General features: G+C 55.7%; 9 protein-coding genes and 3 tRNA genes. 7 read left to right on the forward strand and 5 right to left on the reverse strand.

Features of this window, described 5'->3' with window-relative positions; genetic code table 11:
- Positions 1-9 precede the first annotated feature (9 nt).
- From FHW71_RS15685 to recD, 5 genes are all read left to right on the forward strand, one after another.
- Positions 10-270: a prepilin-type N-terminal cleavage/methylation domain-containing protein gene (locus FHW71_RS15685; RefSeq protein ID WP_353620992.1), complete on the forward strand. Its 261-nt coding sequence runs from the start codon at positions 10-12 to the stop codon at positions 268-270.
- A 69-nt stretch (positions 271-339) separates the two neighbouring features.
- Complete coding sequence (gene recC, locus FHW71_RS15690) at positions 340-3,720, forward strand: exodeoxyribonuclease V subunit gamma (RefSeq protein ID WP_179452245.1); 3,381 nt, start codon at positions 340-342, stop codon at positions 3,718-3,720.
- A gap of 107 nt (positions 3,721-3,827) precedes the next feature.
- A complete protein-coding gene (gene ptrA / locus FHW71_RS15695; protein ID WP_179452246.1) occupies positions 3,828-6,725 on the forward strand; it encodes a pitrilysin in 2,898 nt (965 codons plus the stop codon).
- On the forward strand, positions 6,722-10,261 hold the full coding sequence (gene recB / locus FHW71_RS15700) for an exodeoxyribonuclease V subunit beta (RefSeq protein ID WP_179452247.1): 3,540 nt from the start codon (positions 6,722-6,724) through the stop codon (positions 10,259-10,261). The genes ptrA and recB overlap by 4 nt, the downstream gene beginning before the upstream one ends.
- Positions 10,258-12,096, forward strand: a complete 1,839-nt coding sequence (gene recD, locus FHW71_RS15705; RefSeq protein ID WP_179452248.1) for an exodeoxyribonuclease V subunit alpha — start codon at positions 10,258-10,260, stop codon at positions 12,094-12,096. The genes recB and recD overlap by 4 nt, the downstream gene beginning before the upstream one ends.
- 100 nt (positions 12,097-12,196) lie before the next feature.
- Here the strand turns inward: recD and argA are convergent, their stop codons facing one another.
- Positions 12,197-13,525, reverse strand: a complete 1,329-nt coding sequence (gene argA, locus FHW71_RS15710) for an amino-acid N-acetyltransferase (protein ID WP_007891884.1) — start codon at positions 13,523-13,525, stop codon at positions 12,197-12,199.
- 233 nt (positions 13,526-13,758) lie between these two features.
- On the opposite strand from argA, the gene amiC reads away from it, so the two are divergent.
- Positions 13,759-14,994 carry an N-acetylmuramoyl-L-alanine amidase AmiC gene (gene amiC / locus FHW71_RS15715; RefSeq protein WP_179452249.1) on the forward strand — a complete coding sequence of 412 codons (1,236 nt, stop codon included), beginning with the start codon at positions 13,759-13,761 and terminating at the stop codon, positions 14,992-14,994.
- A gap of 51 nt (positions 14,995-15,045) precedes the next feature.
- On the opposite strand, the gene FHW71_RS15720 is transcribed toward amiC, so the two are convergent.
- From FHW71_RS15720 to FHW71_RS15735, 4 genes are all read right to left on the reverse strand, one after another.
- Positions 15,046-16,611 (reverse strand): Ig-like domain-containing protein, encoded by a 1,566-nt coding sequence (locus FHW71_RS15720; protein WP_179452250.1) that lies wholly within the window; start codon positions 16,609-16,611, stop codon positions 15,046-15,048.
- 275 nt (positions 16,612-16,886) lie between these two features.
- A tRNA-Met gene (locus tag FHW71_RS15725) sits at positions 16,887-16,963 on the reverse strand.
- A gap of 51 nt (positions 16,964-17,014) precedes the next feature.
- A tRNA-Met gene (locus FHW71_RS15730) sits at positions 17,015-17,091 on the reverse strand.
- 52 nt (positions 17,092-17,143) lie between these two features.
- Positions 17,144-17,220, reverse strand: a tRNA-Met gene (locus FHW71_RS15735).
- A gap of 204 nt (positions 17,221-17,424) precedes the next feature.
- On the opposite strand from FHW71_RS15735, the gene mltA reads away from it, so the two are divergent.
- A complete protein-coding gene (gene mltA, locus FHW71_RS15740; protein WP_008109581.1) occupies positions 17,425-18,573 on the forward strand; it encodes a murein transglycosylase A in 1,149 nt (382 codons plus the stop codon).
- Positions 18,574-18,581 lie beyond the last annotated feature (8 nt).

Below are 18,581 nucleotides of genomic sequence, written 5' to 3' on the forward strand. Positions count from 1 at the left end.
GCGGAAACGCTGGTGGCGATGCTGTTGCTGGCGATGACCATCAGCACCTTGCTGCAATATCATCGCGTGCTGGCGCTGGGTTTTAGCCAGCAGTGGCAGCAGCGTCAGGCGTGGCGTGTTGCCGGTCAGGCGCTGCTTGGACGTGAGGTTGAGGGATGGCAGAGTCAGCGCCAGCAGCAGAGCCTGGCGGGCGGCTGTACGCTGGAGCGCATTACGGTTACGGGTTCACAGCAGCGTTCCGCCTCACTGGCGCAGCTCAATTGCCACTAGCGGTAGGCATCGCAGGTGATAAACGGTAGAGTGGCTCGGCTGCGTTGTTGTCTTGTGTTTAGGAGAAATATGTTCCGGGTCTATCACTCAAATCAGCTTGATCTGTTGAAAAATCTGGCAGGAATTCTGATTGAAAATCAACCGCTGGCCGATCCGCTGGCGGCTGAGCAGGTGCTGGTACAAAGCCCAGGTATGGCGCAGTGGCTGCAAATGGAGCTGGCTAACAGTTTTGGCATTGCCGCCAACATCGATTTCCCGCTGCCTGCCAGCTTCATCTGGAACATGTTCGTTAAGGTGCTGCCCGATATTCCTGAAGAGAGCGCCTTCACTAAAGCCAGCATGAGCTGGAAGCTGATGCATCGCTTGCCAACTTTGCTGGAGCAGGATGCATTCCAGCCGCTGCGTCACTACCTCAATGATGACGACGACAAACGCAAGCTGTATCAGCTCAGCGCCCGTGTTGCTGACCTGTTTGACCAATATCTGGTGTACCGCTCGGACTGGCTCAACAGCTGGGAGCGCGGCGAACTAATTGATGGCTTAGGCGAATCGCAGCAGTGGCAGGCGCCGCTGTGGTGCGATCTGGTCAACTTCACCGAAAGCCTGGGTCAGCCGATGTGGCATCGTGCCAATCTCTATGCGCGTTTCATCCAAAAGCTGGAACAGGCGCAAACGCCGCCGCCGGGTTTGCCACAGCGCGTGTTTATTTGCGGTATTTCCGCGCTGCCACCGGTCTATCTGCAGGCGCTGGAAGCGCTGGGCCGTCACATTGATATCCATCTGCTGTTCACCAATCCCTGCCGTCACTATTGGGGCGACATTCAGGATTATGCCTTCCTGGCGAAGCTGCAAAGCCGCCAGCGCCGCCGCATACAATCGGATGAGCTGCAGCCGCTGTTCCGCGATCCGGCTAGCGCGTCGGCATTGTTTAACGACATCGGCGAGCAGCAGCTGACCAATCCGCTGCTGGCGTCATGGGGCAAACTGGGGCGAGATAACCTGTTTCTGCTGAGCCAGATGGAATCCTCCGCCAACGACATTGATGCCTTCGTAGAGATGCCACAAGACAATCTGCTGCACAGCTTGCAAGCAGATCTGCTCAATCTGGACGATAGAGCGGTCATTGGCCTTAATGCGGGAGAATTGGCGAACAGCGCCGAGAAACGCCTGCTTGATCCTGACGATCGCTCGATCACGCTGCAGGTGTGTCATAGCGCTCAGCGTGAAGTTGAAGTGCTGCAGGATCATCTGCTCACGCTGATGGAGGCCAATCCCGAACTCAAGCCGCGCGACATCATCGTGATGGTGGCGGATATCGACAGCTACGCCCCTTTTATTCAGGCCGCTTTTGCCAGTGCACCGAGCGAACGCTATTTGCCGTTCGCCATCTCCGACCGTCGCGCCAGTCAGGCGCACCCGGCGATCCTGGCGCTGCTCAGCTTGCTGTCGCTGCCTGAAAGTCGTTTTGCCTCCGAAGATGTGCTGGCACTGCTTGAGGTTCCTGCATTGGCGCAGCGCTTCTCGGTGGATGAAAGCGGGCTGCGCCTGCTGCGCCGTTGGGTGATGGAATCCGGCATTCGCTGGGGATTGGATGATGCCAGCGTGGAAGCGCTGGCGCTGCCGGTAACCGGACAACACACCTGGCGCTTCGGCCTGCAGCGCATGCTGCTCGGCTATGCGCTGGAGAGCCGCAACGGTGACTGGCAAGGGATTCTGCCGTATGACGAATCCAGCGGTTTGATCGCTGAGCTGGCGGGTCATCTGGCCGAATTGCTATCGCGACTGGAAGAGTGGCGTGCGCGTCTGACAGAAGAACGTACGCTGGCAGAGTGGCAGCCGCTGTGTCGTGAGCTGATTGAGTGCTTCTTTAGCGGAGACGCCGAAAGTGAAGCCGCGCTACTGCTGGTGGAAACCCAGTGGAAACAGATTATCGAACAGGGCATGCAGGCGGCGTATCAACAGCCGATTCCGGTTACGCTGCTGCGCGATGAGCTGCGTTCACGCCTCGATCAACAGCGCATCAGCCAACGTTTTCTCGCCGGACCCATCAACTTCTGTACGCTGATGCCGATGCGTTCGATTCCCTTCAAAGTGGTGTGTTTGCTGGGCATGAACGATGGCGTCTATCCGCGCACCTTAGCACCGCTTGGTTTCGACCTGATGCAGCAACAGATGCGCAAAGGCGACCGCAGCCGCCGCGATGATGACCGCTATCTGTTCCTCGAAGCGTTGATCTCGGCGCAGCAGCAGCTCTATATCAGCTACATTGGCCGGGCGATTCAGGACAACACGGAGCGCTATCCATCGGTATTAGTGAGCGAGCTGGTAGATTATCTGGGACAAAGCTTCCGGTTGCCGGGTGATGAGGCACTTGAACCCGATATCAGCGAGCAACGCGTGCGCGAACATCTGCAAAAGCTGCATAGCCGCATGCCGTTTGCCGCAGAGAACTTCCAACCGGGCGCACCCGGGCAAAGCTTTGCTGCGGAGTGGCTGCCAGCGGCCAGCGGGAGCGGCGTGGCACAACCTGATTTTGTGCAGCCCTTGCTGCCTGCACCGTTAGAAACCTTGTCGCTGGAGCAACTGCTGCGTTTCTGGCGTCATCCGGTGCGCGCCTGGTTCCAGCAGCGCTTGGGTGTGGCTTTCTGGATGGAAGAGAGTGAGCTGCCCGACAGCGAACCGTTCGCGCCTGATAGCCTGGAACGCTACCAAATCAACGCCCAACTGCTGAATACGCTGGTCAATGGTGACGATCCGGCGCAGCTGTATGCGCGTCACCGCGCCGCAGGCAATCTGCCTTATGGCGCATTCGGGGAACTTTTCTGGCAGAGCCAGACCGAAGAGATGCAGGAGGTGGCCGCCGAGGTGAGCGGTCAACGCCAGCCAGCCGAAAGTTGGGAAATCAATCTGGCGCTCGGCGCAGTGCAATTGACCGGCTGGCTGACGCAGGTGCAAGCTGATGGCCTGCTGCGCTGGCGTCCGGGCGTGCTGAACATGAATGATGGCCTGCTGTTATGGCTGGAACATCTGGTGTATTGCGCATTGGGCGGCAGCGGTGAAAGCCGCATGTACGGCCGTAAACAGAGTCACTGGCGCTTCGCGGCGCTGCCTGCTGAACAGGCGCTGTCGCTGCTGAATGAGTATGTTGCGGGTTATCAGACCGGATTAGTCCAGCCGCTGATGCTACTGAATAAGTCCGGCGGTGCCTGGCTGGAAGCCAGCTTTGATAGCAAGTCACAGCAGTTGCTGGAAGACGAAGCAACGCAGAAAAAGGCACTTAACAAATTGCTGCAAGCCTGGCAGGGTGGTTTCCAGGTGGAAGGCGAGGGCAGCGATCCCTATCTGCAACGCCTGAGTCGCTCATTGGATGATGATGCCGTGCAGGAGATAACTGCCGCCGCACGCCAATGGTATTTGCCGGTGCGCCTGGCGCATCAAAATGATGAATAGCAAGGGAATACGGCCTCGTTTGAGGTTGTTCCTGACACGATAAGAAAGTTTGTCTATTTCACCGCTGGGCACACAGCCAGCGGAAAAGGGTAACGTAAGGGGTTTAAATGCGGATTTACGCACGCTGGATTGGAGCGCTGCTGCTGAGCACGTTAGCGCTGAATGCCTTTGCCGATACCGATCGCGGCTGGCAACCCATCAATGACACCATTCGTAAAAGCGATCACGATCCACGCAGTTACCAGGCGATTACGTTAAACAACGGCATGACCGTGCTGCTGGTCTCGGATGCCGAAGCGCCTAAATCATTGGCGGCGCTGACCTTGCCGATCGGTTCGCTGGACGATCCTAATCAGCAACTGGGTCTGGCGCACTATCTCGAACACATGGTGTTGATGGGATCAAAGCGTTATCCACAGCCTGATAACCTCGCCGAATTCCTGAAAAAAAATGGTGGCAGCCACAATGCCAGCACCGCGTCGTATCGCACGGCGTTCTATCTGGAAGTGGAAAACAGTGCGCTGCAGCCAGCGGTAGACCGACTGGCCGATGCGATTGCTGAACCGCTGCTCGATCCGGTTAATGCCGATCGTGAACGCCATGCGGTCAACGCAGAACTGACCATGGCTCGCTCACGCGATGGCTTGCGCATGGCGCAGGTGGGCGCAGAAACCCTTAACCCTGCGCATCCGGGTTCGCGCTATTCCGGCGGCAACCTCGATACGTTAAGTGACAAGCCGGACAGCAAATTGCATCAGGCGCTGACCGATTTTTATCACAGCCATTATTCCGCCAATCTGATGAAGGCGGTGATCTACAGCAACAAACCTCTGCCCGAGATGGCCGACATTGCGGCACAAACCTTTGGTCGGGTGGCTAATCATCAGACCACCGTGCCAGAGATTGACGTGCCGGTGGTGACCGACGCGCAGAAGGGCATCATTATCCATTACGTGCCCGCCCAGCCGCGCAAGCAGTTAAAAATTGAGTTCCGCATCCCGAACAACAGCGGCCAGTTCCGCAGTAAAACCGATACGCTGATCAGCTACATTCTCGGTAATCGCAGCAAAAACACCCTGAACGACTGGCTGCAAAAGCAGGGGCTGGCGGATGGCGTCAGTGCAGGTGCTGACCCAATGACCGAGCGCAACAGCGGCGTCTTCGCTATCAGCGTCTCGTTAACCGACAAAGGTCTGGCGCAGCGCGATGAAGTGGTCGCTGCAGTGTTTAGCTACCTCGATATGCTGCGCAACAAAGGCATCAGCAAAGAGTACTTCGATGAAGTCTCCCACGTGCTGGCGCTGGATTTCCGTTATCCATCAATTACCCGCGATATGGATTACATCGAGTGGCTGGTGGATACCATGCTGCGGGTGCCGGTTGAACACACGCTGGATGCGCCTTATCTGGCCGATCAGTTCGATCCCGCCGCAATAAAAACGCGTCTTGATGAAATGACGCCGCAGAACGCGCGTATCTGGTACATCAGCCCGCAGGAGCCGCATAACAAAGAGGCCTACTTTGTGAATGCGCCCTATCAGGTGGACAAAATCAGCGACGCCCAGTTCAGCGACTGGCAGCAACGCGCCGCACAGCTCCAGCTGTCGATGCCCACGCTGAATCCCTACATTCCGTCGGATTTCTCTATCATTCCCTCCGATGGCAAAACCTACGATCATCCGGTAGCACTGACCAATGGCGACAGCATGCGTATTTACTGGATGCCAAGTCAGATGTTTGCCAGCGAACCGAAAGCCGCTATCACCCTGGCGCTGCGTAACAAATCGGCGATTAGCGATGCGCGCCAGCAGGTGCTGTTTGGCTTGAATGACTATCTCTCCAGCCTGGCGCTGGATGAATTGAATTCGCAGGCCTCGGTTGGCGGCATCAGTTTCTCCACCGGGGAAGATGATGGCATCGTGTTTAGCGCCAGCGGTTTTACCCAGCGTTTGCCGGAATTGCTGAAAAAGCTGGTGGAAGGTTACGCCACCTTTACGCCAGATCAGCAGCAGCTGGAGCAGGCCAAATCCTGGTATCTGGATCGACTGGAAGCAGCAGAGAAGGGCAAAGCGTTTGAGCAGGCGATTCAGCCGATGCAGATGTTGTCGCAGCTGCCTTACACCCAGCGTGAAACGCGCCGCAAACTGGTGAAGGACATCACGCTGAAAGAGGTCACCGATTACCGCGATGCGCTGATTCATCATGCAACACCCGAGATGATGGTGGTGGGCAATCTCTCTGCCGACCGCGTTAAACAGCTCGGCGATGAACTGCAGCAGCAGTTGCAGAGCGATGGTCACGGCTACTGGCACAGTGATTATGTGGCGGTGGATAAAGCGATGAAGGCCAACCTGCAAAAAGCCGGCAGCAGCACCGATTCGGCGCTGGCCGCGCTGTATGTGCCGTTGGGCTACAGCGAATATCAAAGCATGGCCAACAGCACCATGCTGAGCCAGATCGTCCAACCCTGGTTCTACAACCAATTGCGCACCGAAGAGCAGCTCGGCTATGCGGTGTTTGCGTATCAGATGCCGATTGGACGCCAATGGGGCATCGGTTTCCTGCTGCAAAGTAACAGCAAGCAGCCGGCGTTTTTACTGCAACGCTTCCAGGCGTTTTATCCGCAGGCGGAACAGCGTTTGCGCAGCATGAAAGCGGAAGATTTCGCCCAGTATCAGCAGGCGCTGATCAACGATATGAAGCAGCGCCCGCAAACGCTGGATGAAGAGGCGAACCGCTTTAACCGTGACTTTAAACGTCAGAACTTTGCCTTCGATACGCGTGAAAAAGCGATTGAGCAAATCCAGCAACTGACGCCAGCCGGTCTGGCCGACTTCTTCCATCAGGCGGTCTTAGCACAAACCGGCATGGCGATGATTTCGCAGATTGGCGGCAGCCATGATGGCGCGACCAAAGATGACTACGCACAGCTGCCGGGCTGGACCACATGGGATGAGGTCCAGAAACTGCAGCAATCGTTGCCCGTAAAGAGTGACGCGCAATGAGTCTGCTACCTGAATCGCTCAATCCTCTGACGCTGCCGCTGCGCGGTGAGCGTCTGATTGAGGCCTCAGCCGGAACCGGTAAAACCTTTACCATCGGGCTGCTCTATCTGCGGCTGTTACTGGGATTGGGTGGACAACATGCTTATTCGCGTCCGCTGTCGGTAGAAGAGATTCTGGTGGTGACCTTTACCGAGGCCGCTACCGCTGAACTGCGTGGGCGTATTCGCGCCAACATCCACGAGCTGCGGCTCGCCTGCCTGCGCGGTGTCATCAGCAACCCGATGCTGATGCAGCTACTGCAGGAGATTCCTCAGCCCGCCGATGCGGCTTCGCTGCTGCTGGCCGCTGAACGCCAGATGGATGAAGCCGCCATTTTCACCATCCACGGCTTCTGCCAGCGCATGCTGAATCTCAACGCCTTTGAGTCCGGCATGCTGTTTGAACAACAGCTGATTGAGGATGAACAGCTGCTGCTGCGCCAGGCGACCGCCGATTTCTGGCGTCGTCACTGCTATCCGCTGACGCTGGATGTCGCGCGGGTGATTGTCAGCGAATGGAGCGGCCCAGAGCAGTTGCTTTCCACTTTGCGTCCGTGGTTGCAGGGCGAATCGCCCAGCCTGCGTCTGCCGCCTGCCGACAGTGAAACTCTGTCTTCGCGCCACAGCGAAAACCTGGCGCGTATCGCCACCATGAAAGCGCAGTGGCTGGCGGTGGGTGAAGAGGTGCTGACGCTGGTGGGGCAATCTGATGTGGATAAGCGCAGCTACAGCAGCAAAAATTTGCCGGTTTGGGTCAATAAAGTCAGCTTCTGGGCGCAGAGCGAAACGCGTGATTATCAGGTGCCTGCCGAACTGGCGCGCTTCGGTCAGCGCATGCTTGAAGAGAAGACCAAAAAGGGCAATCCGCCGCATCACACCTTGTTTGACGCCATCGACACTTTCCTTGCCCAACCGCTGTCGCTGCGCGATCTGGTGATTGCGCGCGCGCTGGTAGAGGTGCGCGCTGCGGTGCGCAAAGAGAAACGTCAGCAGGCACTGTTGGGTTTTGATGACCTGTTGAGCCGCCTCGACGAAGCACTGCAACAGCCGAGTGGTGAGCAGCTGGCTCAGGCGATTCGCCAGCGTTTCCCGGTGGCGCTGATTGATGAGTTTCAGGACACCGATCCGCTGCAATACCGCATCTTCCGCACGCTTTACGTCAATCAGCCAGCGCATGCGCTGCTGCTGATTGGCGATCCCAAACAGGCGATTTACGCATTTCGTGGCGCGGATATTTTTACCTATATCCGCGCGCGCAGCGAAGTTAGTGCGCACTACACGCTGGACACCAACTGGCGCTCTTCGCCAGCGATGGTTAATAGCGTCAACCAGCTATTTGCACGCCTCGACGCGCCCTTCCTGTTTGCTGAGATCCCGTTCCAGCCGGTGCAGTTCGCACCACCGAACCAGCCGTTGTCTCTTAGCATCGATCAGGTTGATCAAGCGGCGTTACGCTTCTGGCTGCAACCGGGTGAAGGCTGCAGCGTTGGCGATTATCAACAACGTATGGCGCAGCAGTGTGCGGCCGATATAAGTCGCTGGTTGCAGGCCGGGCAGCAGCAGCGCGCGATGCTGGGCAAAGCGCCCAATTTGCGGCCGGTACAAGCCTCTGACATCACCGTGCTGGTGCGCAGCCGTAACGAAGCCAACCTGATTCGCGAAGCGCTGAATCTGCTCGGCATTCCATCGGTTTACCTGTCGAATCGCGACAGCGTATACACAACGCCGGAAGCGCGCGAGCTGTTATGGCTGTTGCAGGCGGTACTGGCGCCGGAGCAGGAGCGTATGCTGCGCACCGCGCTGGCAACCTCGCTGTTTGCCTTTGATGCCTCGCAGCTGGATGCGCTGGATCAGGATGCGCGCGGTTGGGACGAACTGGTTGATACCTTTGCCCGCTGGCAGCTGGTGTGGCAGCAGCGTGGCGTCTTGCCGATGCTGCGCGAAATGATGCTAGAGCGCCAGCTGGCGGAAAATCTGCTGGCCTCGGAGAACGGTGAGCGTCGTCTGACGGATTTACTGCATCTGGGCGAACTGCTGCAGGAAGCGGCTGCACAACTGGATAGCCCGCATGCGCTGGTACGCCATCTGGCACAGCAGATCGCGCGTCCGGACAGCCAGTCTGCCAGCCAGCAGTTGCGTCTGGAGAGCGATCGCCATCTGGTGCAGATCGTCACCATCCACAAATCTAAAGGGCTGCAATATCCGTTAGTGTGGCTGCCGTTCGCCGCCGGTTTCCGCGAGGCCGATACCGCGCTCTATCACGATCGTGAGAACTTTGACGCGGTGCTGGATCTGCAAGCCGACGAGCAGAGCCTGGCGCTGGCCGAACAGGAGCGTCTGGCAGAGGATTTACGTCTGCTCTACGTGGCGTTAACCCGTTCGATCTATCACTGCAGCGTCGGCGTGGCACCGCTGTTTCGCGGCACGCGCAAGAAAGAGGGCGAGAGCGATTTGCATAAAAGCGCGCTCGGTTTTCTGTTGCAGCGCGGCGAAGCGGCGACGGCCGAACAGCTCGGTGCGTTACTGCATGACATGGACGCGGCGGGCACCGATGTGGTGCTGGCAGAAGATATGCAAGCCGAGCGCTGGCAGGTTGAGGCTATCGCTGATAGTGAATTGGGCGCGCGATCCGTAACGCGTGTGCTGGCCGATCCGTGGCGCGTCACCAGTTATTCCGGTTTGCAGCAGCACAGTGCTCATCGTCTGCTTGAGGTGATGCCGAATTTTGATGTCGAAGCGGCGGGCGAAGAGGATCGTGAAGAGGAAGGGGAGGCGGCGCTAACGCCACATCACTTCCCGCGCGGTGCTGCGCCGGGAACGTTTTTACATGAGCTGTTTGAATCGCTGGATTTCCCGCAGCCGCCTTCTGAAGAGATGCTGGCGCAACATCTGCAGCAAAACGGCTATCCGCTGCACTGGCTGCCGATGCTCAGTGCGTGGATTACGCGCGTATTAAGCACGCCGCTCAACGCGCAGGGCATTCATCTGGCGCAGGTTCAGAGCTGCGATCGTTTGGTGGAGATGGCGTTCTATCTGCCAATTGACAACGTGCTGACCGCGCGTGAATTGAGCGCGTTAATTTCTCAGGATGCGTTATCGGCGCAGGCTCCGCCGCTCGATTTCCGTCAGGTGCAGGGCATGCTGAAAGGCTTTATCGATCTGGTGTTCCGCTGGCAGGGCAAATATTACCTGCTGGATTACAAATCCAACTGGCTCGGCGACAGCCATGAAGCTTACACGCCGCAGGCAATGGAGCAGGCGATGATCGACCACCGCTACGATTTGCAGTATCAGCTCTACACGCTGGCGCTGCACCGCTATTTACAACATCGCGTGCCGGATTACGATTATGAGCAGCATTTCGGCGGCGTGTTTTATCTGTTCCTGCGTGGCATGGACGGCAGCTCGCCAGACAACGGCGTGTTCCATACCCGTCCCACCTTCGACTTCATTTCACAACTGGATAGCCTGTTTCGCGGGCCGGGAGCGACAGCATGAGCTGCATGACCGCGCTTTTAGCGCAGGCAGCTGAGCTGCGTTTGCTGCGCTCGCTGGATGTCCAGTTCGCCCAACTGCTGGCCGATGACGAGCAACCAGCGCGTTTGCTGCTGGCGGCGTGCCTGAGTGCGGAGGCGGGAGATGGGCATGTCTGTTTGCCGTTATCACAGCTAAGCCGCGACAACCTGTTTAAAGGGCGTCATGCGGAGCTGGCGCAGGCTATCTGGCAAGCGGCAGGCGAACCGCAGGATTGGCCCGCAATTTTAGGCGGCTGGTCGGCGCTGAGTAGCAGCGAGCAAGCGGCGCCCATCGTGCTGAGCGAAGATCGTCTCTATCTGCATCGTCTTTGGCACAACGAAGGGCAGGTGGCGCGTTTCTTCCAGACTCAATCAACATCACAAGCTTTTGCGGCTGAAGAGGTGCGGCTAGTGCTGGATCAGCTGTTTGGCATCGAGCCGGATAACTGGCAGAAGATTGCGGCTGCGGTGGCGCTGACGCAGAAAACTGCGGTGATCTCGGGCGGTCCGGGCACCGGCAAAACCACCACAGTAGCAAAACTGCTGGCGGCGCTGATCCGTCTCAGTGAAGGCGCGTTACGTATTCAGTTGGCTGCACCAACCGGCAAAGCGGCGGCGCGTCTCACCGAATCGCTGGGCAAGGCGCTGCAAAAGCTGCCGGTGAGCGAGGCGGAGCGGCAGCGCTTTCCTGCCGATGCCACCACGCTGCACCGCTTGTTGGGCGCGCAGCCGGAAACGCAGCGCCTGCGATATCACGCCGGGAATCCGCTGCATCTGGATGTGCTGGTGGTGGATGAAGCCTCAATGGTCGATCTTGGCATGATGGCGAATCTGATTGCCGCATTGCCAGCGCAGGCGCGCGTGGTGTTCCTCGGCGATCGCGATCAGCTGGCATCGGTGGAAGCGGGCGCGGTGCTCGGTGATATCTGTCGCTGTGCCGAAGCCGGTTACAGCCCGATGCGTGCTGAGCAGCTGAGCGCGCTCACCGGCAGCGAGGTCGCCGGCATTCATGACAACAGCGCGCCCGCCGTACGCGACGCGATTTGTCTGCTGCGTAAAAGCTACCGCTTTGACGCCAACTCCGGCATTGGCCAACTGGCCGCAGCGGTTAACGCCGGAGATGCAAAGGGGGTTGAAGCGGCATTCCAGGCAGGGTTCAGCGATATCAGCCGTAAACCTCTGCAGGATGCGGATGCGTATCAGGCGATGCTGACGGAGATTGCCGCCGGTTATCAGCCTTTCCTGAAACTCATTAGCCAACGTGCGGATCCTGCCGAGATTATCGCAGCGTTTGGCCGTTATCAGCTGCTGTGCGCGCTGCGTGAAGGACCGTTTGGTGTGCAGGGATTGAACCAGCGTATTGAGCAGAAACTGATGCAGTTGCAGCTGATTCGTCGTCCAACCGGCGGCAGTCGCTGGTATCAGGGACGTCCGGTGATGGTGACGCGTAACGACAGTGCGCTGGGCCTATTTAACGGCGATATCGGCATTACGCTGTTTGACGAGGAAGGTCTGCTGAAAGTGTTCTTCCCGTTGCCGGACGGCAGCATTAAAGCGGTGCAGCCGAGCCGATTGCCGACCCACGATACTGCGTGGGCGATGACGGTGCATAAATCGCAGGGTTCGGAGTTTGATCACACGGCGCTGGTGATGCCGGCGCAGTTTCTGCCGGTGTTAACGCGCGAACTGATTTATACCGCGATTACCCGCGCGCGCAAGCAGTTGACGTTGTATAGCGATGACAGCGTGTTCCGCCGTGCTGTGCAGTTGCGCACCCAGCGACGCAGTGGATTGCTGGAGCGGTTGAGCGGGGAGTAAATGTGGTGCGGTGATGGACAAGGTCGGCATGAATGCCGACCCTACGGGGAAGGGGTTTTGTAGGGGCGCCATTTATGGCGACCAATCACACCAACCGCACTTAACCCAAATCCGCCATCAACACTTTTGAACGGCGCTGATAGTTATACATCTGCTTCTTGCTCTCAGGCAGCGACTCAATATCCACCGGCGTAAAGCCACGCTCCTGGAACCAGTGAATGCTGCGCGTGGTTAACACAAACAGCTTCTTCAGCCCCATCTGACGTGCCTGCAACGCCACGCGATCCAGCAACAGTTCGCCACGCGACGAGCTGCGATAATCCGGATGCACCGCCACACAAGCCATTTCACCAATCTGCTCGTCCGGGAACGGATAGAGCGCGGCACAGGCGATGGTCAGGTTGTCGCGCTGAATAATGGTGAACTTATCAATCTCCATCTCCAGCTGCTCGCGGGAACGACGCACCAGAATCCCTTGCTGCTCCAGCGGGCGAATCAGCTCAAGAATGCCGCCGATATCGTTGATGTTGGCGCGACGAATCTGTTCGGCTGACTCCATCACAATCTGGGTACCGATACCGTCGCGCGAGAACAGTTCTTGCAGCAACGCACCATCTTCCTGATAGCTAATCAGGTGGCTGCGACGCACGCCGCTGCGGCAGGCTTTTACCGCGCCACGCAAGAAACGCACGGTGCCCGAAAGGAAATCGCCATCGCTTTCCATCTCGTCAATGCGCGCCTGGGCTTCGTTCGGGAACAGTTCAGAAATAATCGCGCCTTCGCGATTGGTCACGCCCTGTTCAGAGCAGAAACCAATCATCTTCTCGGCTTTCAATTTGATCGCCAGCTGCGTCGCCACTTCTTCAGACGTCAGGTTGAAACTCTCGCCGGTAACAGAAACCGCCACCGGACCGAGCAGCACAATCGCGTCGTTGTCCAGTTGACGATGAATCGCTTCCTCATCAATACGACGAATACGGCCGCTGTGGCAGTAATCAACGCCATCATCCACGCCCAGAGGCTGCGCGATAATGAAGTTGCCGCTCACCACATTAATGTGCGCACCTTGCAGCGGCGTGTTGTTGAGGCTCATCGATAGACGCGCGGTGATATCCAGCTGTAAACGACCTGCGGCTTGCTTCACCAACTCAAGTGACTGCGCATCGGTCACGCGGGTGTGTTTGTGGTAAATCGGTTCCAGCTGTTGCTGGGCCATGCTGGCGTCAATTTGCGGACGCGCACCGTAAACCACCACTAAGCGAATGCCGAGGCTATGCAGCAGACCGATGTCATTAACGATGCTTGAGAAGTTCTCATGCTCGATGGCCTCGCCACCCAACATGATGACAAAGGTCTTGTCACGATGGGTATTTATATAGGGAACGGTATGGCGAAAACCCTGAACCAGTTCTGTACTGCGTTCCTTCACGGTAAAGCCCTCTATGCATGTTTATTCGTAATTTTCGTATTTTTATGCTCTTTTGCCCCTTATTGCAAGCGCCGGGCCTGACGTTACTTTACGATTTTCCTGATGCAACACGCGCTAACAGCCTGCATTATCTGGTTTTTCCGGCAAGACAAGACAATTCTCATCGAACAAAGTTTTCACTTTCTTGCCATCAAGTGACGATTTTTTAGACATAACACAGCAGTTGGAGCGGCATGTCCGAAGCTTTCACACGACGACGATTATTACAGGGCGCAGGCGCACTATTAATGCTGAGCGTCACGCGCACCGGACTGGCTGCCAGCCAGCATATTGTGGCGGTGCGCATCTGGCCATCATCGACTTACTCCCGCGTTACACTGGAATCCAACGTTCCCCTCAAGTACAAACAGTTCACGCTGAGTAATCCCGATCGTCTGGTTATTGATATTGAAAATATGCACATCAATCCGGTCCTGAAAGGGGTCGATAAACTGGTGCGCGTGGACGATCCCTTCATCAAAACTGCACGCGTCGGCCAGTTTGATGCCAGCACGGTGCGACTGGTGCTGGAACTGAAGCGCAGCACGGCACCTAAGACTTTCACCCTAGCGCCGGTGGCGGGCATCAAGCACCGCTTAGTGGTCGATCTCTATCCCAATCAGCAATCACGGGAAGAGGATCCGCTACTGGCATTACTGCAGGATTACAATCAGGGCGATCTGGAGCGCGATCAGCCGGTGCAGGCGGCGCTGCCGGGGAAAGCGGGGCGCGATCGCCCGATTATCATCATGATCGATCCCGGACATGGCGGTGAAGATCCTGGCGCGCATGGCAAATACAAAACGCGTGAGAAAGATATCGTGTTGAAGATTGGTCGCTATCTGAAGGCGCTGATCGATAAAGAGCGCAACATGAAAGCCTATATGACGCGCAATGAGGATGTGTTCATCCCGCTGCGTGTCCGCGTGGCGAAAGCGCGTAAGCAGCGCGCGGACCTGTTTATCTCGATCCACGCCGATGCCTTCACCAGCCGGGCCGCACGCGGTTCATCGGTGTTTGCGCTCTCAACCAGCGGCGCTACCTCTGCAGCGGCGCGCTTCCTCGCGCAAACGCAGAATGAGGCCGATTTGATTGGCGGCGTCAGCATGAGCGGCGATCGCTATCTCGACCACACCATGTTCGACATGGTGCAGCGGCAAACCATCAGCGACAGCCTGAAGTTTGGTAAAGAGGTGCTGTCGCGCATGGGGCATATCAATCACCTGCACAAGCGCACGGTCGATCAAGCCGGATTTGCCGTACTGAAAGCGCCGGATATTCCCTCTATTCTGGTGGAAACCGCGTTTATCAGTAATGTCGAAGAGGAGCGCAAGTTGCGCACATCGCGCTATCAGCATCAGGTGGCTGAGGCGATTCTGCATGGGATTAAGGCGTATTTTGATAAGGGTGCGGCGCTGGCGCATAGATAATGAAAAAACGGATGGCATATGCCATCCGTTGAGTTTCATTCAAACCGGGACTTACGCGTATTGCGCGTACTGCGGTTCTTCCGTGATTGATGATGTGAAGGAATCTGCGTTAAGTTCTACGCCGGCAGAAAGGCTTTCTGTGCTCAACTCTGCCTGGGTCAGAATCAGTGCTGGTGCTTCTTGCTGCTCGCTGATCTCGGCGAAGAGCGATGCTTCTTCGTTGATCAACAATTCATTCAGAGAGAATTGGTTGAATGCTTTACCGGCAGCGATTTCTGGCTGGTCATTAGTGTCATAAACATCGGTAACCGCATTAACGCTAAAGCTGCCCCAACCCCAGTAACCACCGGATGCCTGCGGTGCCGCGATGCTGAAGGCGAATGGCTCGCTAACCTGGTTATTAGAGTGTGCGGTCAGGAGATGTTGACCCGCTTCAAGCTCACTGCTTATTTCATAAATCCATTTACCGCTGGCATCAGCCTGCGCATAACCAATGAATTTTGAACCTTCTAATAAGACAACATTCGCGAAAGGCTCACTTTTACCACTGATCCACGGAGTGGTATCTGAAGACTGACCATTCTCAGGGATGATATCGAATGATTGACCGTCAATGAGATGATCAATCACCAGCGGTTGCTCAATTGAAGAATCTGCACCGATGGTCAATGTATATTTAGCGGTTTCACCATTCACTCGAACTTCAAAAGTGTGTGTGCCTGCAGCAAGATCTTTAAATGGTGTAATGGTCCATTTGCCAAAGCCGTTAGTGACCGAACCACCAATAGGCTCATTACTGCCTTCAATGAATAAATAAACATAAGAGTTAGGTGATGCTTCACCTGAAAAACCTGGGCGTGAATCGCTGGTGACACCATTCTCAGGAATGGTGCTTGCTGTTAAATAATCAAAGGCACCCGTGAACGTTACAGGATATTGAGCAGGCGCGGTATCAATGGTGATATTGAAATCTGAGCTAAATTTGCCATTAACGAATGCGCGGATATTATGGCTGCCATCAGCAATATCAAATTCTGGTGTGATCTTCCAGTTGCCATAGTTATCACTGTAGCCATGGGCAATAACATTGTTGCTTTCATTGACAAGCGTTACCAGCGAGTTTGCAGGACCTTTTCCGCTAAAGGTTGGACGCGAATCATCGGTAGTTTTGCCTTGCTCAATGATACCTTTATGAATGCCGACATCATCATAAACTTGAGTTATTTCAACGGGAATAGGGCCATTGTTTCCCTGAACCACAATGTGAATAGGTTCTCCGCCTGAAAAACCGAAACCTTCTTGCTTAATGGTGAAGTTGTGAGATCCAGCATTAAGCACATCTGACAAATCAGCAACCCACACGCCTAACTTGTTTGATTCAACGGTTTTGATTAACTTACCATTGTCATAAATTTCAATTTTTTTATATCCATTGGCAAATCCTGACAATGATAGTGTACCGGTGTTATCAACTGAACCAGGGTTAATAGATGACCATAGAGAGTCTACTTTATGGCTAATGTTATCGAGATAGACTGTACCATTTGGAATATATGGCTTCCAACCGAACTGTGTTTGATAATAACCGGAATATTTGTATCCATTAGTATAAGCCATTTTTATTTCTCACTGTGTCCATGACAACACACCTTGTGTTATCTATGCCAGCAGTATGTAAATTATTCAGGCTGGAGAGATTGAGATTTGTCCCGATAAAAATTAACTAAAATGTTTAGAATGTTGTTTTTAATTAAACAAATCAGGGTGTTTAAGAAATTTTCAGGATAATAAACGTGTTGGAGTTAACTGAAGAAAGAGAAAAAGAGGAGTGTTGAGGATGATGAAGGGCATTCTTAAAAACAAAAAAACACCCGTTAAGGTGTTTAAATGATTGGTTGCGGGGGCCGGATTCGAACCGACGACCTTCGGGTTATGAGCCCGACGAGCTACCAGGCTGCTCCACCCCGCGTCCGTCTGTCGCATTAAGCGACTTTTCACATTGTATTCTTCTTAAGACAATTGGTTGCGGGGGCCGGATTTGAACCGACGACCTTCGGGTTATGAGCCCGACGAGCTACCAGGCTGCTCCACCCCGCGTCCGACTGACGCGTTACACACACTTCACATTGTCTCTTCATTTAAGAAGAATTGGTTGCGGGGGCCGGATTTGAACCGACGACCTTCGGGTTATGAGCCCGACGAGCTACCAGGCTGCTCCACCCCGCGTCCGTGGATGCGCACTATACTCTGGACGCGCGGCGATGCAACCCCTTTTTGAGACAAAACGCCAAATTTACAGTCAGTTGATGAATAAACTCGCCATCGGGCGAATTATTGTACAGATGTGAGCGTGACCGCTTAGGGCAGATTTCAATCTCTCTGTCCCTTTGCTATCTTCGCCGGGCAAACAATCGATAAAAAGAGAAGGTTATGAAAGGACATTGGGCGAAGTATGCACTTACTGGCGCATTTATCGCGCTGTTAGCGGGCTGTAGTTCTAAACCGACCGATCGCGGTCAACAGTATATAGATGGCAAGCTGGAGCAACCGCTCGGGCTGGTCAATCAGCCGAACGCCAAAGGGCGTCCGGTGAACGGTAAAGACTTTGGCGATCAGGTGGTGCAGATTCAAACCGCCTCGTCTGGCCTGTTTGGGCGCAACAACGGCACCTACAGTGCAGTGCAAAACTGGCTGCTGTCCGGCGCCGATACGCGTCAGCTTAATCAGTTTGGTTTGAATGCCTACCAGATGGAAGGCACCGACAATTACGGTAACGTGCAATTCACCGGCTACTACACGCCGGTAGTAGAAGCGCGTTATACCCGTCAGGGCGAGTTCCAGTATCCGATTTATCGTATGCCGCCGCGTCCGCGCGGACAGAAGCTGCCGAGTCGCGCTTCTATATATAGTGGCGGGCTCGACGATCGCTACATCATTGCCTACAGCAACTCGCTGATCGATAACTTCATGATGGATGTGCAAGGCAGCGGCTACGTTGATTTTGGTGATGGCCGTCCGCTGCGCTTCTTTGGTTACGGCGGCAAAAATGGCTGGGCTTACCACAGCGTCGGTAAAGAGCTGATCGATCGCGGTGAAGTAAAGCGCGAAGATATGTCGATGCAGGCGATTCGCCAGTGGGCGCAAGAGCATTCGCCACAGGAAGTGCGTTCGGTGCTGGAAACCAACCAATCCTTCGTCTTCTTTAAGCCGGAAGAGTATGTGCCGGTACGCGGTGCCAGCGCGGTCCCGTTGATTGCCAAAGCCTCTGTTGCCTCCGATCGTTCACTGATTCCAGCCGGAACCGTGCTGTTAGCTGAAGTGCCGCAGCTGAACGAGAAGGGCAAGTTCAATGGCAAATATGAGATGCGCCTGATGGTGGCGTTGGACGTGGGCGGCGCGATTAAAGGCCAGCACTTCGATATCTATCAGGGCGTTGGTCCGGATGCGGCGCATCTGGCCGGTTTCTACAACCATTATGGTCGCGTCTGGGTGCTGAAAGCCGCGCCGGGCACCGGTCAGCCGGTGTTCAGCAACCCACAAAATGGCAACAACGGTTCGCTGCTGTTAGGTTCTAATTAATGTCCCGT

Source organism: Enterobacter sp. Sphag1F, assembly GCF_014193275.1.
In the GTDB taxonomy this organism is placed as follows: Bacteria; Pseudomonadota; Gammaproteobacteria; order Enterobacterales; family Enterobacteriaceae; genus Pantoea; species Pantoea symbiotica.